A 21562-nucleotide genomic window follows, 5' to 3' on the forward strand; every position below is an offset into this window, starting at 1 on the left:
CCTGTTGTTCTGGAGTAATAAGTGCCGATCCTTCAGATAAGGAAAAACATGAAGTTTAGCTTGTTGATGTTAACCTGTTTTGCCCTAATTGCTTGCAGCACTCAGGCAAACTATAACTCCGAAGCAAATTACCAGTCTGGCAAGTTCTACAACCCAGAGCAACAACCCAGTGAGGTTGGATTGTTTGACGCAATCAATTCCATCTACTTCAATAGTAGTGAGTACCCTCTTCCTTCTGAGCCTCTGCCCGTTAAGCCTATATTAATAAGCAACATGGAGGCGAGTACTGAACCTTCGATGGTCAAGTTGGGGCACTCCAGCGTCTTACTTCGCCTTGATGAAAAGTATATTTTGTTTGACCCAATGTTTTCTGAGCGCGCTTCACCTGTGAGCTGGGCTGGGCCTAAACGCTATACCCCGCCAGCACTTTCTTTAGACGCTCTTCCACAGCTCGATGCGATAGTGATCTCACACAACCACTTTGATCACCTAGATGAGCAGACTATAAAGGCTTTGATTGAACGTACAAGACATTACTATGTGCCGCTTGGCATTAAACCTCTAATGATTCAGTGGGGCGTACCTGCGGAAAAAGTAACCGAACTCGGTTGGTGGCAAGAAGCTCAACATGACAATACTCTTATCGTCGCTACGCCTTCACAACATTTTTCTGGCCGCTCACTCACCGATAGAAACGAAACACTGTGGGTGTCTTGGGTGATTATACATGACGATTTACGTTTATATTTTAGCGGTGACTCTGGCTACTTTTCGGGTTTTAAAGATATTGGTGACAAATACGGCCCTTTTGATGTGACGTTAATGGAAAACGGTGCTTACAATAGTTTATGGCAGTTTGTACACTTGTTCCCGAAACAGACTGTGCAAGCCCATCGCGATCTTCAGGGGCATTATTTAGTCCCAATACATAACACTACATTTAACTTAAGCAATCATGCGTGGTTTGAACCACTCGAGAAGATGGAACAAGAGGCACGGTCTCATCAGGTAGAACTCGTCACTCCCATGTTCGGCGAAGTGATGACACTGAGTACGATGAATGAATTTACACAGCGTTGGTGGAAGGCGTATCTGCCGGGCACTCCATCTGCGCTGTAAGCTTTAAGAAATGCTTCAACGAGACCTATATGACAACAACACTAACCATCAAAAGCATTGCTAGCTCGTAAAGGGGCAAAAATCAGTTAGCGATTCAGTCCCTTTCAGACCTGACTCATCCGAAAATGACCAACCTTCATGACCTTCTTACAGCAATATTCACCAGCCCTCATCCATCATCAGCTCAAAAACGGAATTTGTGTTTCTCGATATGTTGCTAGGCAATCTAGGCGCTTGTGGGGGACTCTATAGTTTGTGTCATTTGTCGGAGCAGTACCAAAAAGGTGACTATAGTGGGTACACTTTGCAGCTCGACGTGGCTGAGCGGCGCTACCGAAGTGTTTTGCTTATAGGATGGTCTCAGTAATCAATAGATTGCATGAGAACATAGAGTCAAACTAGCAAAGACATAGCAACTTAAGGCTATAGGGTATATAATTCTGCGCCGTAAAATTAACAACAATAATGTGACAACGTGGAGTAGAACATGTCCTTAAACACACCAGTGATTACTGTGGATGGACCAAGTGGTGCTGGTAAAGGCACACTGTGTATGCTGTTGGCTGAAAAATTAGGCTATCACTTGCTGGATTCAGGGGCTATTTACCGCGTTTTAGCATTAGCGGCGATTCACCACGGAGTAGATCTAGAATCAGAAGATGCTTTGGTACCGCTAGCGATGCATTTAGATGTACAGTTTGTTGCTGAAGGCGAACTGGTAAAAGTGATTCTGGAAGGGGAAGATGTGTCTGGCGAGCTTCGTAAAGAAGAAACCGGCAATGCAGCTTCCAAAATAGCGGCACTGCCACGCGTACGTGAAGCATTATTGCGTCGTCAACGTGCATTTAACATTGAACCTGGATTGGTTGCTGATGGCCGTGATATGGGCACAGTGGTTTTTCCTGAAGCACCTGTAAAAATCTTCTTAGACGCAAGTGCGCAGGAAAGAGCGCAAAGGCGTTTTAAGCAGTTGCAACTAAAGGGTTTAGATGTTAGATTTGACGACCTTTTGAGCGAGATCGAAGAACGAGACTACCGAGATCGCAACCGAGCGGTTGCCCCTCTTCGTCCGGCTGATGACGCTCTTGTGCTAGATTCAACCTCGCTAAACATCGAGCAAGTGTTGGAAAAAGCGCTACAATATATCGAATCTAAACTCACTAAGTAGCCTTTAATAGGCACTGACTTGGTGGGCTTTGAGCTGTTGGTCGCAAGGATGATGACCGACTAAATTATCAACCCCATGCGGTAGGATGCCCATGGACGTTTACTTATTGAAGATTAAATAATGACTGAATCTTTTGCTCAACTCTTTGAAGAGTTTCTAAACGAAACAGAATTCCAACAAGGCAGCATCGTTAAAGGTACTGTAGTAGCTATCGAGAACGGTTACGTTCTTGTTGACGCTGGTCTTAAGTCTGAGTCTGCTATCCCTGCTGAACAGTTCAAGAACGCTGCTGGCGAACTTGAAGTTGAAGTTGGCGCTGAAGTTGACGTAGCTCTAGACGCTGTTGAAGACGGTTTCGGTGAAACTCAACTTTCTCGTGAGAAAGCGAAGCGTCACGAAGCTTGGATCGTTCTTGAGAAAGCTTACGAAGAAGCTGAAACTGTTGTTGGTATCATCAACGGTAAAGTTAAAGGCGGTTTCACTGTTGAACTAAACGGTATCCGTGCTTTCCTTCCTGGTTCTCTTGTTGACGTACGTCCTATCCGTGACACTGCTCACCTAGAAAACAAAGAGCTAGAGTTCAAAGTTATCAAGCTAGACCAGAAGCGTAACAACGTTGTTGTTTCTCGTCGTGCTGTTATCGAATCTGAAAACAGTGTTGAGCGTGACGAACTTCTTGAAACTCTACAAGAAGGTACTGAAGTTAAAGGTATCGTTAAGAACCTTACTGACTACGGTGCATTCGTTGACCTTGGCGGTGTTGATGGTCTTCTACACATCACTGACATGGCGTGGAAGCGCGTTAAGCACCCATCTGAGATCGTTAACGTTGGTGACGAGATCCTAGTTAAAGTTCTTAAGTTCGACCGTGAGCGTACTCGCGTATCACTAGGTCTTAAGCAACTAGGCGAAGATCCATGGGTAGCAATTGCTAAGCGTTACCCAGAAGGTCACAAGCTAACTGGTCGTGTTACTAACCTAACTGACTACGGCTGCTTCGTTGAAATCGAAGAAGGCGTTGAAGGTCTAGTACACGTTTCAGAAATGGATTGGACTAACAAGAACATCCACCCATCTAAAGTTGTTAATGTTGGCGACGAAGTTGAGGTTATGGTTCTTGATATCGACGAAGAACGTCGTCGTATCTCTCTAGGTCTGAAACAGTGTAAAGCTAACCCATGGCAGTCATTCGCTGAAATGCAAGCTAAGGGCGACAAAGTTACTGGTAAGATCAAGTCTATCACTGACTTTGGTATCTTCATCGGTCTAGAAGGCGGCATCGACGGTCTAGTTCACCTATCTGACATTTCTTGGAATGTTGCTGGTGAAGAAGCAGTTCGTGAGTACAAGAAAGGTGACGAGATCTCTGCAGTTGTTCTAGCAGTAGACGCTGAGCGTGAGCGTATCTCTCTAGGCGTTAAGCAAATGGAAAATGACCCATTCAATGCTTACGTTGCAGACACTAAGAAAGGTACTCTAGTAAACGGTACTGTTACTGCAGTTGATGCTAAAGGTGCTACTATCGAGCTAGAAGAAGGTGTAGAAGGTTACATCCGCGCTTCTGAAGTATCACGTGACCGTATCGAAGATGCGTCTCTAATCCTAAGCGTTGGCGACAGCGTTGAAGCGAAGTTCACCGGTGTTGACCGTAAGAACCGCGTAATCAACCTATCTATCAAAGCTAAAGATGAAGCTGACGAGCAAGAAGCAATGGCTTCACTGAACAAGCAAGAAGAAGGCGCGTTCGGTAATGCTATGGCTGATGCATTCAAAGCTGCTAAAGGCGAATAATTTACGCCATTAGTGAAAAAGGAGCCGTAAGGCTCCTTTTTTTTGTTTTTATCTTTGCGAAATTTAGACTATTATCAATTTATACAGGCAGTTAGTGCATTGTTGATGTAGAATATATGTAGACCGCTGTCCGCTGTAGTATGAGACATCGAAGATAGAGACACTAAAGATTAAGAGTAACGAGGGTAACTACCTATGACTAAGTCTGAACTGATAGAAAGACTCTGCGCGGAGCAAACTCACTTATCCGCAAAGGAAATTGAAGATGCGGTAAAAGATATTTTGGAACATATGGCCTCTACACTGGAAAGTGGGGATCGTATTGAGATCCGCGGTTTTGGTAGTTTCTCGCTTCACTACCGTGAGCCACGAGTTGGGCGTAATCCTAAAACAGGCGATAAAGTGGAGCTAGAAGGTAAGTACGTACCACACTTTAAGCCAGGTAAAGAGCTTCGTGAGCGTGTGAACGAAAGTCTATAGAGCTTCTATCTTGATGAAACGGCATACTTTTTAGTGTGCCGTTTTACGTTTAGGCGAGCGGCTTTGATGAGCTTCAATTGCTTGGATAAAGAATAGGCTAGTTGCTCTAAATATCACTTAGATTATCAAGATAATTGCCTTAGACCATGGTGCGCTGAGGCAAATTCCTGCATAATCGAGCTATCCAATAACTATGGCACGAGCATATGAAGATTCTAAAAATAATTGTACTCATCGCATTGTTCCTGGTAACCCTAGCTCTGGGTTCTCAAAACCAGGAAGTGGTAACCTTCAACTACTTGTTAGCGCAAGGTGACTTCCATCTCTCGACGCTGCTAGGCAGTGTATTCGTGGTTGGCTTCGTGGTTGCTTGGTTAATTTTTGGTAGCTTACACCTGAAGTCTCAAATGACAGTGCGTAAGCTAAAGAAGCAGCTGGCTAAACAGACGCCTTCTGAATCAAAAGAAGTCGCGACTACCAGCAATTAATGAGATAAAGGGTTAAGGTCGATTTAATTAATGCTTGAGCTATTATTCTTGCTTTTGCCTATCGCGGCGGCCTACGGTTGGTACATGGGCCAGCGCAGTGCTAAGCATGATCGCCAAGAGCAATCGCATCAGATCTCTCGTCAATACATGACGGGCCTTAACCTATTGTTGTCAGATCAGTCAGACAAAGCGGTCGATCACTTTATTGAGCTTCTTCAGGTCGACAACGAAACGATTGATACCCACCTTGCTCTCGGCAACCTATTCCGTTCTCGCGGTGAAGTTGACCGTGCTATCCGTATTCACCAAAACCTCATTTCTCGATCAGGACTTACCATCGATCAGAAAAACCTCGCTTTGCAGCAGCTAGCAAAAGACTACATGGTGTCTGGTTTTCTAGACCGAGCAGAGAAGATCTTTGTTCAACTGGTCGATGAGCCCGAACATCGCGAAGCAGCATTAACTCAGCTGCTTGCTATCTATCAGCAAACGAGTGAGTGGCATAAGGCGATCGAGGTTGCGAATGCGCTGCTGAAAATGGGCAAAAAGCGTATTAGAAACAGTATCGCCCACTTTTGGTGTGAGCTTGCCATGATCGAGAAGGCCGATGGCAATACCAACAAGGCTATTCAGAACTTTAAGAAAGCACTGGCCGTGGATCCTCGTTGTACTCGAGCGAGTATTTCATTGGGTAAACTCTGTCTTGAAGACGAAGATTATCCAAAAACCATTTCCTACATGGAGTCGGTGCTCGAGCAAGATAAAGATTTTATTAGTGAAGTTTTACCTACTTTAGCAGAGTGTTATCACCACCTTGGCCAAGAACAAGGTTTGGTCGAGTTTCTAAGAGCCAGCATCGATAAAGGGGCAGGGGTCTCTGCAGAATTGATGCTTGCTCAGCTTGTTGCCCAGCATGACGGCACAGAGGCCGCACAAGCGCTATTAACGAGGCAGTTGGTGCGCAGCCCTACAATGAAGGGCTTCTATCGTTTGATGGATTATCACCTTGCCAACGCTGAAGAAGGCAGAGCGAAAGAGAGTTTGACGACGTTGCAATCTCTGGTAGGTGAGCAGCTAAAGACAAAGCCGCATTATCGATGTCGTAAATGTGGTTTCTCGACGCATTCATTATATTGGCATTGTCCTTCATGTAAGGGATGGGGTACGATCAAGCCCATTCGAGGGTTGGACGGCGAGTAGCCAAGACCAAAACAGATTTGTAATGCAGCACTTAGGTGCTGCTTTTTTTGAGTAAAACGAGGAGCGAAAATGATTGACCAAAAAGTGATTGTTGCACTGGATTATGATAACCAAGCCGATGCATTAGCTTTTGTCGATAGAATTGACCCAAGTTCTTGCCGACTGAAGGTGGGCAAAGAGATGTTCACACTATTTGGTCCTGAGTTCGTTCGAGAGCTACACAAGCGTGGCTTCTCAGTATTTCTAGATCTTAAGTTTCATGACATTCCTAACACCTGCTCGAAAGCCGTTCGCGCTGCAGCGGAAATGGGTGTTTGGATGGTAAACGTTCACGCTGGTGGCGGCGAGCGCATGATGACAGCATCTCGCGAGATCTTAGAGCCTTACGGTAAAGATCGTCCGTTACTGATTGGTGTAACGGTGCTGACTAGCATGGAGCAGTCTGATCTAGCGGGTATCGGTATTGATGTAGCACCTCAAGAACAAGTACTTCGCTTAGCGAATCTAACAAAGAATGCCGGCCTTGATGGTGTGGTTTGTTCGGCGCAAGAAGCAAGCATGCTTAAAACAGAGCTAGGTACAGAGTTCAAGTTGGTGACGCCAGGTATTCGCCCTGCAGGCGCTGCAGTGGGCGATCAAAAGCGTATCATGACGCCAGATATGGCAATCCAAGCCGGTTCTGACTATCTCGTGATTGGCCGCCCAATCACTCAAGCTGAGGATCCTGCTAAGGTTCTTGCTGAGATCAATGCTTCTTTAAGCTAATCGCCTCTCTAGGTTAAATGCCTCTCTACGTTAATCGATAGAGTAAAACTAAAAATGCCAGAGCTTAACAGCTCTGGCATTGTTGTATTAAGCGGGTATACCGCTGTGAAACTTAAAGTCGGTATCTGGCGAGGAAATCAGCTCAGCTTCCACCTTACCTAAGTAAGCAACTCTTTCACTGATGTCTTTGCCTGCCACTTGCTCTGCCAACGTCAAGTAGTCTTGATAGTGACGAGCTTCAGAGCGAAGCAGGGACACGTAAAACTTCGCGATATCATCGTCCATAAACGGCGCAAGTTTGGCAAAACGCTCACAAGAGCGTGCTTCGATATAAGCCCCAATGATCAGTTTGTCGATAAGTGTGTTGGGTTCATGCGTTATCATGTGGCTAAGCAGCCCCTTAGCATAGCGACTTGCCGGTATTGGCTCATAGGCAATACCTTTCTTTCCATGATTTCCAACACTTGATAGAAGTGATGCAACTCTTCTTTGATCAGTAGAACCATTTTGTCGATCAAATCTTGGCTATAAGGTGAATCAGACTTAGCAATGATCGACTTAGAAATATTACTTTTGCCCTTCAAAGAAGCCATGTCACCAATACGGCGATACGCAAAGTCTTCATAGGGCTTGAACCATTCAAACAGTGCTGAGCTGCTCTGTTTATCAACGGCATACTTGCGAATTAAGTACATTGCGGATTGGCCGGCTTTAAGCTCACACAATAGGTGATCAATAAGGATCACTGGTAGGTTTTCTGGGCGTTTAGCCTCTTGCACCCAAGCATCTGGAGTCGAGCAGTGCAGAAATTGATTGATGGGTTCTAAAATGGTGTCGATTTGAGAGGGACTGATCATGGCTAATTTCGTTGTTGTTGAATTAAAAAAGGCCGCGCTTGCGACCTTGGTTAACTCTACCACTTTTTCTTCTCACCAAACAGAGCATTGATGTCGTCGTCTCGCTCGCTGTTGGCTTGTTGCTGTTTCTCCTCAGCCTTGGCTTGGCGAGAGTTTTGCAGCTTGTCGAGCATCTCGGTGAGCTTCTCTTTGGCTTGAATGGAGTAGTTGTCGTTCTTCGAGCTTAGCGCATCGATCCCTTTTTTCAGCAGCTGTGCCGCCGTACCAGGCTGTCCTTTGGCCATAGAATCATGAGCACGTTTGACGACGTTCTCAATGTTGATGCGGATCTGGATCGTTTCAAGGCGCGCATTTTCAACCATATAAGATTGGGTATCCATACGTCCTTTGTTGTGTTCAGTGCGAACGGTATCGCGCAGGCGTTTGACCAGTTTCAACATAATGATCGCTTGCTTGTCGCTGGTTGGCACTTTGAACGATGTGGCTTCACTGCCTTCGTAGTTTTCTTGCAGTTGCTGAATTTGTGTCTTTGCGGCCTCGACGCGTTGCACTAAGTGTTTGTTCTTAGGATCCAACTCATGCATATTCGTAACGGCATCTAAAATGCGGTTATGAAGACATAGCATTAGTTCTTTGCTGTATGGCAAGTAGCTCGCACCACTGATCAGTTCTTCAGTGGCATCAATCAAGGCAACATATCTGGCCGACTCTTGCCTTCTAGTGGCTTCGGCTTTTAGTTTGTATTGCAGCATGATGTTGTAGCCCAGTACCAAAACCAGCAAAAGGGCGACGAGCGCAATAATTAAACCAATATTCATAACGTTTTGTATCTACAGTGAGTTTCCCTACAGTCTAATGGGACAGGATACACCAAAGGCTAACTGACCAACACTGCAAAGTTGTTGAATTGGTCATAATCCGAGGAAAACGTGGAAACTTTCTGAGCGGGTTTGAGAGGTAGAACAATTCCTATCCAAAAAAACTGTTAATCTGTTTAGTAATTCGTTATAACTATTGATTATATGCTTAGGCTGGCGGTGGTGAGCTGAGCCGAATTTTGACAAGGATGAAGACGAGCAGATGAAGTTACAGCAGTTAAAGTACATTGTCGAGGTGGTGAACCATAATCTAAATGTGTCCGCGACCGCAGAAAGTCTCTATACCTCTCAGCCTGGTATCAGTAAACAAGTCCGCTTGTTGGAGGACGAATTAGGGATCCAAATCTTTGAGCGCAGCGGTAAGCATTTAACTCAGGTGACCAATGCCGGCGAAGATATCGTTCGAATCTCTCAAGAAATTCTGTCTCGAGTTGAAAGTATCAAAGCCGTAGCAGGGGAACATACTCATCCTGAAATGGGTACATTGAACATTTCAACCACGCACACGCAGGCGCGCTACGCGCTCCCTGAAGTCATCAAAGGGTTTACAGCTCGTTACCCGAAAGTATCGCTGCACATGCATCAGGGCACGCCATCGCAAATGTCAGAAGCCATTGCGAAAGGCACTGCAAACTTTGCTATCGCAACGGAAGCGCTGCACCTTTACCAAGACGCGATCATGCTACCCTGTTATCACTGGAACCGCTCTATTGTGGTACCCAAAGACCATCCACTTGCACTAAAAGACCGCGTAACGATTGAAGATCTCGCGGCCTATTCTTTGGTGACCTACGTGTTTGGCTTTACTGGACGTTCAGAGCTAGATACGGCATTTAACAAAGTAGGACTGACACCAAAAGTTGTCTTTACAGCAACGGATGCCGATGTAATCAAGACGTATGTACGTATGGGTATCGGTGTTGGCGTTATTGCCAGTATGGCGATGGATGACTCTCAAGATACGGACCTTGTTGCTATTGACGCTAGCCATATCTTTGGAGCGAGCACCACTAGCATTGGGTTTAGAAAAGGCACCTTCTTGCGCTCGTACATGTACGACTTTATGGAGCGATTTGCGCCTCATTTAACCCGTCCAGTGGTGGAACAGGCGATATCACTTAAGTCGAACACCGAAATTGAAGAGATGTTCAGAGATATCGAATTGCCGATTCGATAACACAAAGTACTTTTGTTAGTACTCACTTCCCCCTACAATCCATGCAGTTTCGCATTGCCTGAAGAATAGGGGGAAATGTGCGCCAGCAATTTGACCAACTTACCGCCATACTCAAAGCCTACCAAGATTATTGGCGGCATGATCCCTTTATTCAAATAGTCAGTGGTCAGCTTCCTTGGCAATCACAGCATCCAGCTTTATCTGAGTGGCTTTCTGAATGCTCCCCAGAACACATCCAAACCTTGAAGCAGTCTCCGTTACAGTGCGCAGAGGCGCTTAGCCCGTTCATACCCGAGTTACATGCGCTTCAACAGGCTGCCGTGATTGATTCGATCGGCGAAGCTTCCCATTTAACTCTTCCCCGTGGCCTCGATTCTGGCGTACCAGGGCGCAAGCTTGAACAAATTCGCCAAATGGGTTCTGCATGCATCCATAACCATCATGGTAGCGAGTGGTTAGAGTGGTGCTCTGGTAAAGGTTTTCTTGGGCGTATTCTTTCCTCTCAAACTGAGCAGAAGGTGACGAGCTTTGAATATCAGCAAGCCCTTTGTGACGCTGGGCAGCATGAAGCTAACAGACGTGGTTTAAGCATGCAGTTCGTACAAGGTGATGCATTTGATGAGAGTTCTAAGCAGGTATTCAATGCCAATCAACATGCGGTTGCATTGCATGCGTGTGGTGATCTGCATGTCACGCTGATTCATCATGCTATAGGTGCTAGGCTTCCAGCACTCACTTTGTCACCTTGTTGCTATCACTTAATTCAAGACGAACAATACCAACCTCTATCTGAGCTAGGTAGGCAAGCCGAACTGTCATTAACAAAGCAAGAGCTACGTATTCCCCTTCAGGAAACCGTCACAGGTGGTGAACGCGTGAAACGTCACAGAGAGCAAGAGATGGTGTTTAGGCTTGGCTTTGATGCGCTCTGTCAGCAAAATCAGGTTACTGAGGGATATGAGCCGGTACCGAGTATCAAAAAGTCGCAGCTTTCTGATGGATTTGAGCATTTTTGTCATTGGGCAGCAGCGCAGAAGTCACTCACTATACCCCAGGTTGATTTCGAGCATTTTGAGCGGGTTGGGCAGGCGCGTTTTTGGAAGATGGAAGCGCTGAGCTTGGTGCAAAGTGTGTTTCGTCGTCCGCTTGAGGTGTGGCTAGCGCTGGACAAAGCCTTGTATTTGAAGTCTCACGGCTATCAGGTGAGCTTGTCGACTTTTTGCGATACTGCCACTACTCCGCGTAACATACTGCTGCACGCGTTTAAGTCATAGCGTCAGATAAGTTAAGCGTAAAACGCAGGCACAAAAAAACGGGCAATAAGCCCGTTTTTCAATTTGGATGTCGTTCTTTGTGGTTAAAGACCTATTAGTTGAACATCGCAATAGCCGTTGCTGGCTCAACGTATTCAAGGTCAAAGCTTTCAGCCACTTCTTTACACGTTACTTTACCGTGAATCACGTTTAGACCATCTAGGAAGCCTTTATCTTCAGTAAGTGCTTGCTGGTAGCCTTTGTTCGCGAGCTTGATGATGTAAGGTAGCGTCGCGTTGTTCAGTGCAAACGTAGAAGTACGAGCAACCGCACCAGGCATGTTAGCGACACAGTAGTGAACCACTTCATCAACAATGTAAGTTGGCTCTGCGTGAGTTGTCGCGTGAGAAGTTTCGAAGCAACCGCCTTGGTCGATAGCAACGTCAACCACTGCCGCACCTGGCTTCATCTTCGCGATGTGTTCTTTGGTGACGAGCTTAGGTGCAGCAGCACCTGGGACTAAAACAGCGCCGATTACGAGATCTGCTTCTAGAACATGCTTCTCAAGTGCGTCTTCTGTAGAATAAACAACTTTTGCGCGACCCTGGAATTCTTCATCCAAAACGCGTAATGTATCAATATTGCGGTCGAGGATTGTGACGTCTGCACGCATACCAACAGCCATGCGAGCAGCGTTAGAGCCAACTACACCGCCACCAACGACGACGACTTTCGCCGGTTCAACACCTGGTACACCACCAAGTAGTAGACCACGTCCACCATTGGACTTTTCGAGTGTTTGTGCACCAGCCTGTATAGACATTCGCCCAGCGACCTCTGACATTGGTGCTAGTAGTGGCAAACGACCCATATTATCTGTTACAGTCTCATAGGCAATGCAGACAGCTTTGCTTTTGATTAGCTCTTCAGTTTGTGGAAAATCTGGTGCTAGATGGAGATACGTGAATAAAATTTGTCCTTCACGTAGCATAGCACGCTCGACAGCTTGGGGTTCTTTGACCTTTACAATCATCTCTGCTTTCGCGAAGACGTCTGCAGCGGTAGGAAGAATGGATGCGCCTACAGCGATGTAATCATCGTCTGAAAAACCGATACCGGTGCCAGCTTGAGTTTCAATGTAAACTTCGTGGCCGTGTGAGATTAGTTCTCTAACGCTCGCCGGAACCATACCAACTCGGTACTCGTGGTTTTTAATCTCTTTAGGTACGCCAATTATCATCCTGACTCCTCATTATAATGTGGTTGTATTAACTGTTTGTAGGGTGTTATTGTCGAATTAATGTCTAGTATAGAAGCTAATACACAAAATTTGATACTGTATATTACAGAGTTGTAGTATATTTTTTTGCAAGGAAGTAACAAGGTGGAATAAAAAATGGCAGACAACTATAAGAAGCCGTCCAAGGAACTAGACCGTATCGATCGCAACATCCTCAATGAGTTGCAAAAAGATGGTCGTATTTCAAACGTCGAACTCTCAAAACGTGTAGGGTTATCGCCTACACCATGTCTAGAGCGTGTACGTCGTTTGGAGAGACAGGGTTATATTACGGGCTACACCGCACTCTTAAATCCGCAGTACTTAGATGCTTCACTACTTGTATTCGTAGAGATTACATTGAACCGTGGAGCGCCAGATGTATTTGAACAGTTCAATACAGCGGTACAGAAGTTAGACGATATTCAAGAATGTCACCTAGTATCAGGTGATTTCGACTATCTTTTGAAAACAAGGGTGTCGGATATGGGCGCATATCGTAAACTCTTAGGGGATACTTTGCTTCGCCTTCCTGGTGTGAATGACACGCGAACCTATGTGGTTATGGAAGAAGTGAAACAAACTAACCAGCTTGTGATTAAAACGCGCTAGAGACGGCGTTTCCAAGTCTGACAAGAAGTTGACTAAAGTTATGATAAAGCATGCTTTATTCTCGAGTCAGATTGGGTTTTAATCCTCATTGTGGTTAAATCAATGAATACACCGAGCGGCTTTTGCCGCTCGGACTGTTTTCAATAATTAGATGTTGGTTATGTTCAAACAGGACAAAAAAAGAGTCGAAACGATTATCAAGACGAGTGAAGAGCCTCAGGCGACTCGTCTAAACGGATTTCAGCGGTTAAGAGAATGCTGTTTCATCTTAGCTGTACTTACCTCTATTCTACTCGCTGTAGCCTTATTCACCTTTAGTCCGGCGGATCCCTCATGGTCACAGACTGCATGGGGTGGTGACATTCAAAACGCTGGCGGCTTTGTTGGTGCGTGGCTAGCGGATACTCTATTTTTTGTTTTCGGCTCTTTGGCATACCCAATCCCTTTCATCATAGCGTTGAGTGCTTGGGTCTTTTTCCGCAATCGTGACGAAGATGATCCGATTGATTTGATGATCTGGGGTACGCGTTTACTTGGACTAACCGTTCTTATTCTGACGAGCTGTGGCCTTGCTGACATCAACTTTGATGATATCTGGTACTTCTCCTCAGGTGGCGTAATTGGAGATGTTTTAACCAGCCTGTCTTTACCAACGCTGAATGTGCTTGGTACGACTTTGGTGCTGCTATTTCTTTGGGGAGCGGGCTTTACACTACTTACTGGCATCTCTTGGCTAAGAGTCGTCGAGTGGATCGGTGATAGCGTGCTATCGATGAGTGCCGCATTGGTCAACAAGGTTCGTGGTACCAAAGAAGAAGTATATGAGCCTGTGCTTGACGACCAAGAGTCCGATGACACAGAGGAGCTCCCACGCTTTAGCGCAGACAGTGCAGTACAAGAGGCTCCGGCTACCAGCAAGAAGCAATACAATATTCATGTTCCAGAGTCGACGCCTTCGGTTGCGACAGAGCCTGAACCAGCCTATGACCCACTGTTTGCAAAACCAGAAGACGACACTGCTTCACAAGAATCAATCGCACCGCAAGTAACGTCAGCGCCATCAGAAGTGAGCGCGGTTGAAACAGTACAACCTGTTGAACCGGTAGTGTCGGGTTCTCTTCAATCTCAGCCACCTCAGGTAGAACGCACTCGTCAGCTTGGTGCGACTATTGAAGAGTTGGAAAATGCTGCTCGCTCTAGTGATGACTATGCGAATCAGGGAGAAGAGCCTGAGTCGCCAGCGTCGAGTGTTACTGCGTCAGTGGCGGCAACAGCTCCAGCTGCGGCAATGGCAAATGCAGAACAAACAGCGGCTCCAACATTTGAAGAGCCAGGTAATCACCAGACCATGTTTGCTCATGAGCCTCAACCTGAACCTTTGGCTAGTGAACAGCCAATTAACCAACAAGTAGAGTCATCAGCCTATGCAATGGATGAAGCCACGCAGCAGGTGCACCCTCAGCCTTCGATATATGAAGAAGTTGAAGAGGTAGAGGATTTTACGCCTCCATGGGTTGATACTGCTGATATAGATGTTGAGTCTTCAACATCACATATTGAACCGACAGTAGATTTCGATGCTATCGATGCAGAAGCCGAAAACGAACCTGTTGATCAAGATGTCGAGGCGTTCCAAAACATAGTGGCCGAGGCGCAAAAAGCGCAAGTGGCAAAAATGAATCCATTCTTGGTTCAGCGGGATCAGAATTTACCTAGACCAGTAGAGCCGATGCCAACGCTAGAACTTCTCTACCACCCAGAGAAGCGAGAGAACTTTATTGACCGAGAAGCGCTGGAAAACATTGCTCGCTTGGTTGAATCTAAGTTGGCGGATTACAAAATCAAAGCGGAAGTGGTGGATATTTTCCCAGGCCCAGTGATTACCCGCTTTGAGCTGGATCTTGCTCCTGGTGTAAAGGTAAGTCGAATTTCTGGCCTTTCAATGGACTTAGCACGCTCACTGTCGGCGATGGCGGTTCGTGTAGTGGAAGTCATTCCGGGCAAGCCGTATGTTGGTCTTGAGCTGCCAAACATGACACGTCAAACCGTTTTCTTCTCAGATGTGGTTGGTAGCCAAGCGTTTATCGATTCCAAATCACCAACTACCGTAGTACTCGGTCAAGATATTGCAGGTGAAGCAGTGGTGGCGGATCTATCGAAAATGCCACACGTGCTTGTCGCGGGTACAACCGGTTCAGGTAAGTCCGTGGGTGTTAACGTCATGATCTTGAGTATGCTTTATAAGGCAACGCCTGAAGACGTACGCTTTATCATGATTGACCCGAAAATGTTGGAGCTTTCCATCTACGAAGGTATTCCTCATCTTCTTTCTGAGGTGGTAACCGACATGAAAGATGCCTCGAATGCACTTCGTTGGTGTGTGGGTGAGATGGAGCGCCGTTACAAGTTGATGTCAGCGCTTGGCGTTCGTAACATCAAGGGCTTCAATGACAAATTGAAAATGGCAGCAGACGCAGGTCATCCTATTCATGATCCTTTGTGGCAAGAAGGCGACAGCATGGATCCAGAGCCGCCATTGCTTGAGAAACTGCCATACATCATTGTTGTTGTCGATGAGTTTGCCGACCTAATGATGGTCGTGGGTAAGAAAGTAGAAGAGCTCATTGCGCGTTTGGCACAAAAAGCACGTGCTGCTGGTATTCACTTGATACTCGCAACTCAGCGACCGTCGGTAGACGTGATCACCGGTTTGATTAAAGCCAACATTCCGACTCGTGTCGCCTTTACGGTTTCGACCAAGACCGATTCACGCACTATTCTCGACCAAGGCGGCGCAGAATCCCTGCTTGGTATGGGTGATATGTTGTATCTGCCACCGGGCTCTAGTCATACAACTCGTGTACACGGTGCATTTGCGTCTGATGATGATGTGCATGCCGTGGTGAATAACTGGAAAGCACGCGGTAAGCCGAACTATATTGATGAAATCACCAATGGCGAGCAGTCTCCAGAGACGTTGCTACCAGGTGAAAAGATGGAAGGTGACGAAGACATGGATCCACTGTTCGATCAAGTTGTCGAACATGTTGTTCAGTCACGTCGAGGTTCTGTCTCAGGTGTGCAGCGCCGATTTAAGATTGGTTATAACCGCGCTGCGCGTATTGTCGAGCAGCTAGAGGCTCAAGGTATCGTAAGCGCACCGGGTCATAACGGTAACCGCGAAGTCCTCGCGCCAGCGCCACCAAAAGAATAATTTCGATTCGCCTTAAGAGGTAAGAGGAAATCAAATGAAGAAATGGTTTAATGCCGCGATGTTAAGTGCTTCAGCAATAGGTTTTTCAGCCCTGGCTTTTGCAACGCCGCAAAAGGAGCTTAGTGAAAGGCTTCAATTGAATGATGGTTTTAGCGCGACTTTTACTCAAGAAGTGACCAGTCCTGATGGGGATGTTGTTATGGAAGGGGAAGGCAATGTCGATATTTTACGCCCAAGCATGTTTCGCTGGGTGACGACACTGCCTGATGAAAACGTTCTGGTATCCGATGGACAAAACCTGTGGTACTACAGCCCATTTATCGAGCAGGTCAGTATTTACAATCAAGAGCAAGCAACAGAGCAGACGCCATTCGTGTTACTGACACGTAATCGTGATAGCGATTGGGACAACTACAGCGTCAACCAAAAAGGCGATGTATTTACTTTAGTCCCAACGGCCGTCGACTCAACGCAAGGCCAATTTCAAATCAATATCGATAGCAAAGGCATTGTTCATGGCTTTAATGTGATTGAGCAAGATGGCCAAAAAGGCCGCTTTGTTTTCGATAACATAAAAGTGGGCAAACCTGCCTCAGACCGATTTACCTTTGTAGTTCCGGATGGTGTCGAAATTGATGACCAACGGAACTAGGTAGCTAGGACGTTATCGTGAGTAATTTCAGTTTTGATTTTTCAGGGGACGAAGATTTTCGTCCCCTTGCTGCTAGAATGCGCCCAGAAACCGTTGAGCAATATATTGGTCAGCAGCATATTTTGAGTGTGGGGAAACCGCTAAGACGAGCGCTTGAGGCTGGGCAACTGCACTCAATGATTTTGTGGGGACGACCTGGCACCGGTAAGACAACGCTCGCGGAGGTTGCTGCTAATTATGCCAACGCAGAAGTGGAACGTGTGTCTGCGGTGACTTCCGGCGTTAAAGAGATCCGTGCGGCAATCGAGCGTGCTCGAGAAAACAAACTCGCTGGCAAACGCACCATTTTGTTCGTCGATGAGGTACATCGCTTCAATAAAAGCCAGCAAGATGCTTTCTTGCCACACATCGAAGACGGCACGGTCACCTTTATTGGTGCCACCACTGAAAACCCGTCATTTGAACTCAATAACGCACTGCTTTCACGCGCAAGGGTGTATAAGCTCACCTCGCTCGATACTGCTGATATTTTGCTGGTACTTGAACAAGCAAAAAATGATGAGCGGCGTGGCCTAGGCGCAATCGCCGCGAAGTTCCATGACAATGTGCTTGATCGCCTTGCCGAGTTGGTAAACGGTGATGCAAGGATGTCATTGAACTACCTTGAACTTCTGTACGATATGGCGGAGGAGAACGAGGCTGGTGAGAAAGACATTACACTGCCGTTACTTGCTGAAGTCGCCGGAGAGAAGGTTAATCGTTTCGATAACAAAGGTGACATTTGGTACGACCTGATTTCTGCTGTGCACAAATCGATTCGTGGCTCCAACCCAGATGCCGCTCTGTATTGGTCAGCAAGATTGATAGCAGCAGGTTGCGATCCTTTGTACATCGCGAGGCGTTTATTGGCGATAGCGTCAGAGGATGTCGGAAATGCTGACCCAAGAGCGATGCAAGTTGCTTTATCCGCATGGGACTGTTTCACTCGTGTAGGTCCTGCTGAAGGTGAGCGGGCGATTGCACAAGCGATTGTCTATCTTGCGTGCGCACCAAAGAGTAATGCAGTTTACACTGCGTGGAAGCAAGCACTGCGAGATGCCCACAATCTCCCAGAGTATGAAGTACCACATCACTTAAGAAACGCCCCTACGTCTTTGATGAAAGACATGGGCTATGGTGCAGAGTATCGTTATGCACACGATGAGCCGGGTGCGTATGCCGCTGGAGAGCGTTACTTGCCTCCTGAAATGGCGGGTACCTGTTACTATGAGCCTACAAATCGCGGGCTCGAAACCAAAATTGGCGAAAAGTTAGATTATCTGGCGGATTTAGACGCAAAAAGCCCACAAAAGCGCTATGAAAAGTAGTGGCTTTTCGTTATCTTTACTCGGTTAACAAATCAATATCTGTCCTTGGTTAGGAATTGACCAGGGACAGAGTTCTTCACAACTATAAAGCATAGGATTGGCAATGCTGGATTCTAAATTACTTCGTACAGAGCTGGATGAAACAGCTGAAAAATTAGCACGTCGCGGCTTCGCGCTAGACGTAGAAACTATCCGTAAACTTGAAGATCAACGTAAGTCGATTCAAGTAGAAGTTGAGAATTTACAATCCACGCGTAACTCCATTTCTAAGCAGATCGGTCAGAAGATGGCTGCTGGCGACAAAGAAGGCGCTGAAGAGATCAAAAAGCAGATCGGTACACTAGGTAGCGATCTTGAAGCGAAGAAAGAAGAGCTAGCAGCGGTAATGGCTCAACTTGAAGACATCACACTTTCTGTGCCTAACTTGCCAGCGGACGATGTACCACAAGGTAAAGATGAAAACGACAACGTAGAAATTTCTCGTTGGGGTGAGCCTAAGACTTACGACTTTGAAGTAAAGGACCACGTTGACCTAGGTGAAATGGGTGGCGGTCTAGATTTTGCCAGCGCAACGAAGATCACTGGTGCTCGCTTTATCGTCATGAAAGGTCAGTTCGCTCGTCTGCACCGTGCTATCGCACAGTTCATGCTTGATCTTCATACTGAAGAGCACGGCTACACAGAGATGTACGTACCGTATCTAGTAAACGCTGACAGCCTATTTGGCACAGGTCAGCTACCTAAGTTTGGTAAAGATCTGTTCCATACAGAGCCACTGACTGAAAAAGCAAGCGATGAAGAGCCACGTAAACTGTCTCTAATCCCAACTGCTGAAGTGCCGGTAACTAACCTAGTACGCGATACCATCTCTGAAGAGGCTGATCTGCCACTTAAGATGACTGCTCACACACCATGTTTCCGCTCTGAAGCAGGCTCTTATGGTCGTGACACTCGTGGTCTTATCCGTATGCACCAGTTCGACAAAGTTGAACTGGTTCAAATCACTAAGCCAGAAGATTCAATGAATGCGCTTGAAGAGCTAACCGGTCACGCAGAGAAAGTTCTACAACTGCTAGAGCTTCCATACCGTAAAGTGGTTCTTTGTACTGGTGACATGGGCTTCGGTGCTCGTAAAACTTACGACCTAGAAGTTTGGGTTCCAGCGCAAGAGACATACCGTGAGATCTCTTCTTGCTCAAACATGTGGGATTTCCAAGCACGTCGTATGCAAGCTCGCTTCCGTCGTAAAGGTGAGAAGAAGCCTGAGCTTGTTCACACACTAAACGGCTCTGGTCTTGCAGTGGGTCGTACTATGGTAGCTATTCTTGAGAATAACCAAGAAGCGGACGGCCGTATTGCTATCCCAACTGCGCTACAGAAGTACATGGGCGGCGCTACGCACATCGGCTAATGTTAGCGATACACAAGTTTCTAAGCTCGGCATTGCCGAGCTTTTTTTTGCCTTGTGATTCTTATCTCTCGACTATCACCAATAGGATTATTACCAATTTGTAATAGTCTTTATGTATTTGATGTGATTATCAAGTCAGCTTAAACAACTATAATACCCACCTCTGCTGCGGAGCGTGTTTGTTTCTCACATAATGAGGAGGGGATGTTATGGCCGTAGGGTGGGCAAATGACGATAGTGTCAGCCAACAAATTCAAAATACCATAGACGATGAAATTTCAAGGGTTCGCAGTCTTTCAAGCCAGGGTGTGAGTGCCGAGTTTTGTGATGAATGTGGGGAACCTATTCCACTAGCAAGGCGAACCGCTATCAAAGGTGTGAGACTCTGTATTGAGTGTCAGTCAAACCAAGAACATCATCGTTACCGACAGGCTCTGTTTAATCGTAGAGGAAGCAAGGACAGCCAGCTCAGGTAGTGCTTGTCTGGGAGAAGCATTGAAAAGCGGTTGCGTTAGCAGCCGCTTTTTTGCTGTTAGTTGAAACACTCTTCATTCTTAAGAGCCGTCTCGATTGCTGCCACCAACCTTTCAATATGCTCTGGCTGACTAATGTAGGGAGGCATCATGTAAATGAGCTTACCAAATGGTCGTATCCAAACTCCTTGCTCAACAAAGTGTTTCTGAATCACTTCCATATTCACCGCTTTATGGGTTTCGACCACACCGATTGCGCCCAACCAACGCACATCTTTTACATTCGAATAGCGTGTTAGTTTAGGCAGTAATTCTGCAAACAGGGATTCAATACTGCTCACTTGAGACTGCCATTCATTGCTCGCAACAATATCTAAACTCGCGCTTGCCACGGCGCAAGCCAGCGGGTTACCCATGAAGGTCGGGCCGTGCATAAAGCAGCCAGCTTCGCCGCCACATACTGTGTCTGCTACGTGTTTACTGGTTAACGTGGCTGACAGTGTCATGTAACCGCCGGTGAGAGCCTTGCCGACGCACATGATGTCTGGCTGGATGTTGGCGTGTTCGCTGGCAAACAGTTTCCCGGTGCGGCCAAAGCCAGTCGCGATCTCATCAAGAATAAGTAGGACACCATGCTTATCGCAGAGCTCTCTCACACGCTGCAGGAAAGTAGGGTGGTACAAACGCATTCCGCCAGCCCCTTGCACAATAGGTTCAAGGATCACCGCAGCGACTTCAGAGTGATGAGTATCCATTTTGCATTTGAAATCACTGATGTCCGCTTCTATCCATTCGTCCCAAAAACCAATCTCTGGAGAGTCAGCGAAGATATGCTCAGGCAAAAATCCTTTGTACAAGCTATGCATGGAATTATTCGGATCGGTCACTGACATGGCAGCAAACGTGTCGCCATGGTAGCCGTGGGAGAGAGTGAGGAACTTTGGCCTGCGCTCACCACGAGCGTGCCAATATTGCAGCGCCATCTTCAGTGACACTTCAACCGCTACCGAACCCGAATCGGCCAAGAAGATGTGCTCCATATTATCGGGTGCAAGCTGAAGCAGCTTCTTACTGACGTCAATGGCAGGCTGGTGGGTGATACCGCCAAACATCACGTGGGACATTTGTTCACTCTGAGATTGCAGTGCTGCATTGAGCTTAGGGTGATTGTAGCCATGAATGGTCGACCACCAAGATGACATCCCATCGACGAGCTCTGTTCCATCCTCCAAAGTCAGATGAACGCCTTTAGCGGATACTACGGGATAACAACTAAGGGGATTGAGTGTGGAAGTGTAGGGGTGCCAAATGTGTTTTTTGTCGAAATCTAAATCCATGAAATTCGGTCGCTTAACTTTTAACCAAGTGTAAACTTGTG

At 46.5% G+C, this 21562-nt stretch carries 18 protein-coding genes and 1 pseudogene; 15 read left to right on the top strand and 4 right to left on the bottom strand.

Annotation, left to right across the window (positions count from 1 at the left end; all coding sequences use genetic code 11):
• The first annotated feature begins 48 nt into the window (after positions 1-48).
• The 7 genes from PG915_RS06090 to pyrF all read left to right on the top strand — a co-directional run bounded on the left by PG915_RS06090 (position 49) and on the right by pyrF (position 7011).
• Complete coding sequence (locus PG915_RS06090; RefSeq protein ID WP_353498311.1) at positions 49-1119, top strand: MBL fold metallo-hydrolase; 1071 nt, start codon at positions 49-51, stop codon at positions 1117-1119.
• 487 nt (positions 1120-1606) lie between these two features.
• A complete protein-coding gene (cmk, locus tag PG915_RS06095; protein ID WP_112478152.1) occupies positions 1607-2287 on the top strand; it encodes a (d)CMP kinase in 681 nt (226 codons plus the stop codon).
• A gap of 120 nt (positions 2288-2407) precedes the next feature.
• On the top strand, positions 2408-4078 hold the full coding sequence (gene rpsA, locus PG915_RS06100) for a 30S ribosomal protein S1 (protein WP_353498312.1): 1671 nt from the start codon (positions 2408-2410) through the stop codon (positions 4076-4078).
• A 195-nt stretch (positions 4079-4273) separates the two neighbouring features.
• Positions 4274-4558 carry an integration host factor subunit beta gene (ihfB, locus tag PG915_RS06105; protein WP_237484779.1) on the top strand — a complete coding sequence of 95 codons (285 nt, stop codon included), beginning with the start codon at positions 4274-4276 and terminating at the stop codon, positions 4556-4558.
• Positions 4559-4764: 206 nt separating this feature from the next.
• The gene (locus PG915_RS06110; protein ID WP_112461991.1) at positions 4765-5046 is read left to right on the top strand and encodes a LapA family protein; all 282 of its coding nucleotides are present in this window, start codon (positions 4765-4767) and stop codon (positions 5044-5046) included.
• Positions 5047-5076: 30 nt separating this feature from the next.
• The gene (lapB, locus tag PG915_RS06115; RefSeq protein WP_353498313.1) at positions 5077-6246 is read left to right on the top strand and encodes a lipopolysaccharide assembly protein LapB; all 1170 of its coding nucleotides are present in this window, start codon (positions 5077-5079) and stop codon (positions 6244-6246) included.
• A gap of 69 nt (positions 6247-6315) precedes the next feature.
• Positions 6316-7011 (top strand): orotidine-5'-phosphate decarboxylase, encoded by a 696-nt coding sequence (pyrF, locus tag PG915_RS06120; protein WP_353498314.1) that lies wholly within the window; start codon positions 6316-6318, stop codon positions 7009-7011.
• Between the two features lie 87 nt (positions 7012-7098).
• Here the strand turns inward: pyrF and miaE are convergent.
• Together miaE and PG915_RS06130 are read right to left on the bottom strand one after the other, a co-directional pair.
• A pseudogene (miaE, locus tag PG915_RS06125) lies at positions 7099-7868 on the bottom strand (tRNA isopentenyl-2-thiomethyl-A-37 hydroxylase MiaE).
• A gap of 56 nt (positions 7869-7924) precedes the next feature.
• Entirely contained in the window at positions 7925-8686 is a 762-nt protein-coding gene (locus PG915_RS06130) for a DNA repair protein (protein WP_353498315.1), read from the bottom strand.
• A gap of 262 nt (positions 8687-8948) precedes the next feature.
• Here PG915_RS06130 and cysB point away from each other — a divergent pair, with 262 nt between their 5' ends.
• Together cysB and PG915_RS06140 are read left to right on the top strand one after the other, a co-directional pair.
• Positions 8949-9923: an HTH-type transcriptional regulator CysB gene (gene cysB, locus PG915_RS06135; protein WP_353498316.1), complete on the top strand. Its 975-nt coding sequence runs from the start codon at positions 8949-8951 to the stop codon at positions 9921-9923.
• A 77-nt stretch (positions 9924-10000) separates the two neighbouring features.
• Entirely contained in the window at positions 10001-11197 is a 1197-nt protein-coding gene (locus PG915_RS06140) for a methyltransferase (protein ID WP_353498317.1), read from the top strand.
• 94 nt (positions 11198-11291) lie between these two features.
• Here PG915_RS06140 and ald read toward each other — a convergent pair whose 3' ends face one another.
• Positions 11292-12416, bottom strand: coding sequence for an alanine dehydrogenase (ald, locus tag PG915_RS06145; protein WP_353498318.1), 1125 nt, complete (start codon positions 12414-12416; stop codon positions 11292-11294).
• A 156-nt stretch (positions 12417-12572) separates the two neighbouring features.
• Here ald and lrp point away from each other — a divergent pair, with 156 nt between their 5' ends.
• From lrp to PG915_RS06175, 6 genes are all read left to right on the top strand, one after another.
• Positions 12573-13067 (top strand): leucine-responsive transcriptional regulator Lrp, encoded by a 495-nt coding sequence (lrp, locus tag PG915_RS06150; protein WP_004734558.1) that lies wholly within the window; start codon positions 12573-12575, stop codon positions 13065-13067.
• Positions 13068-13227: 160 nt separating this feature from the next.
• Positions 13228-16281 (top strand): DNA translocase FtsK 4TM domain-containing protein, encoded by a 3054-nt coding sequence (locus PG915_RS06155; RefSeq protein WP_353498319.1) that lies wholly within the window; start codon positions 13228-13230, stop codon positions 16279-16281.
• 34 nt (positions 16282-16315) lie between these two features.
• Positions 16316-16933 carry an outer membrane lipoprotein chaperone LolA gene (gene lolA / locus PG915_RS06160; RefSeq protein WP_353498320.1) on the top strand — a complete coding sequence of 206 codons (618 nt, stop codon included), beginning with the start codon at positions 16316-16318 and terminating at the stop codon, positions 16931-16933.
• A 77-nt stretch (positions 16934-17010) separates the two neighbouring features.
• Positions 17011-18300 (top strand): replication-associated recombination protein A, encoded by a 1290-nt coding sequence (locus PG915_RS06165; RefSeq protein WP_420884617.1) that lies wholly within the window; start codon positions 17011-17013, stop codon positions 18298-18300.
• A gap of 103 nt (positions 18301-18403) precedes the next feature.
• A complete protein-coding gene (gene serS / locus PG915_RS06170; protein WP_353498322.1) occupies positions 18404-19711 on the top strand; it encodes a serine--tRNA ligase in 1308 nt (435 codons plus the stop codon).
• A gap of 209 nt (positions 19712-19920) precedes the next feature.
• Complete coding sequence (locus PG915_RS06175) at positions 19921-20187, top strand: DksA/TraR family C4-type zinc finger protein (protein WP_353498323.1); 267 nt, start codon at positions 19921-19923, stop codon at positions 20185-20187.
• 56 nt (positions 20188-20243) lie between these two features.
• Here the strand turns inward: PG915_RS06175 and bioA are convergent, their stop codons facing one another.
• Complete coding sequence (gene bioA, locus PG915_RS06180) at positions 20244-21521, bottom strand: adenosylmethionine--8-amino-7-oxononanoate transaminase (protein WP_353498324.1); 1278 nt, start codon at positions 21519-21521, stop codon at positions 20244-20246.
• Positions 21522-21562 lie beyond the last annotated feature (41 nt).

The organism is Vibrio sp. CB1-14 (assembly GCF_040412085.2).
Lineage (GTDB): Bacteria > Pseudomonadota > Gammaproteobacteria > Enterobacterales > Vibrionaceae > Vibrio > Vibrio chaetopteri.

What these genes read in the sequence shown, in the direction of transcription:
- cmk (WP_112478152.1), top strand. Translation starts at nt 1,607, where the DNA reads ATGTCCTTAAACACACCAGTGATTACTGTGGATGGACCAAGTGGTGCT.
- bioA (WP_353498324.1), bottom strand. Translation starts at nt 21,521, where the DNA reads ATGGATTTAGATTTCGACAAAAAACACATTTGGCACCCCTACACTTCC.
- PG915_RS06155 (WP_353498319.1), top strand. Translation starts at nt 13,228, where the DNA reads ATGTTCAAACAGGACAAAAAAAGAGTCGAAACGATTATCAAGACGAGT.
- pyrF (WP_353498314.1), top strand. Translation starts at nt 6,316, where the DNA reads ATGATTGACCAAAAAGTGATTGTTGCACTGGATTATGATAACCAAGCC.
- rpsA (WP_353498312.1), top strand. Translation starts at nt 2,408, where the DNA reads ATGACTGAATCTTTTGCTCAACTCTTTGAAGAGTTTCTAAACGAAACA.
- ihfB (WP_237484779.1), top strand. Translation starts at nt 4,274, where the DNA reads ATGACTAAGTCTGAACTGATAGAAAGACTCTGCGCGGAGCAAACTCAC.
- cysB (WP_353498316.1), top strand. Translation starts at nt 8,949, where the DNA reads ATGAAGTTACAGCAGTTAAAGTACATTGTCGAGGTGGTGAACCATAAT.
- lolA (WP_353498320.1), top strand. Translation starts at nt 16,316, where the DNA reads ATGAAGAAATGGTTTAATGCCGCGATGTTAAGTGCTTCAGCAATAGGT.
- lapB (WP_353498313.1), top strand. Translation starts at nt 5,077, where the DNA reads ATGCTTGAGCTATTATTCTTGCTTTTGCCTATCGCGGCGGCCTACGGT.
- PG915_RS06165 (WP_420884617.1), top strand. Translation starts at nt 17,011, where the DNA reads ATGCGCCCAGAAACCGTTGAGCAATATATTGGTCAGCAGCATATTTTG.
- PG915_RS06110 (WP_112461991.1), top strand. Translation starts at nt 4,765, where the DNA reads ATGAAGATTCTAAAAATAATTGTACTCATCGCATTGTTCCTGGTAACC.
- PG915_RS06175 (WP_353498323.1), top strand. Translation starts at nt 19,921, where the DNA reads ATGGCCGTAGGGTGGGCAAATGACGATAGTGTCAGCCAACAAATTCAA.
- PG915_RS06130 (WP_353498315.1), bottom strand. Translation starts at nt 8,686, where the DNA reads ATGAATATTGGTTTAATTATTGCGCTCGTCGCCCTTTTGCTGGTTTTG.
- PG915_RS06090 (WP_353498311.1), top strand. Translation starts at nt 49, where the DNA reads ATGAAGTTTAGCTTGTTGATGTTAACCTGTTTTGCCCTAATTGCTTGC.
- lrp (WP_004734558.1), top strand. Translation starts at nt 12,573, where the DNA reads ATGGCAGACAACTATAAGAAGCCGTCCAAGGAACTAGACCGTATCGAT.
- serS (WP_353498322.1), top strand. Translation starts at nt 18,404, where the DNA reads ATGCTGGATTCTAAATTACTTCGTACAGAGCTGGATGAAACAGCTGAA.
- ald (WP_353498318.1), bottom strand. Translation starts at nt 12,416, where the DNA reads ATGATAATTGGCGTACCTAAAGAGATTAAAAACCACGAGTACCGAGTT.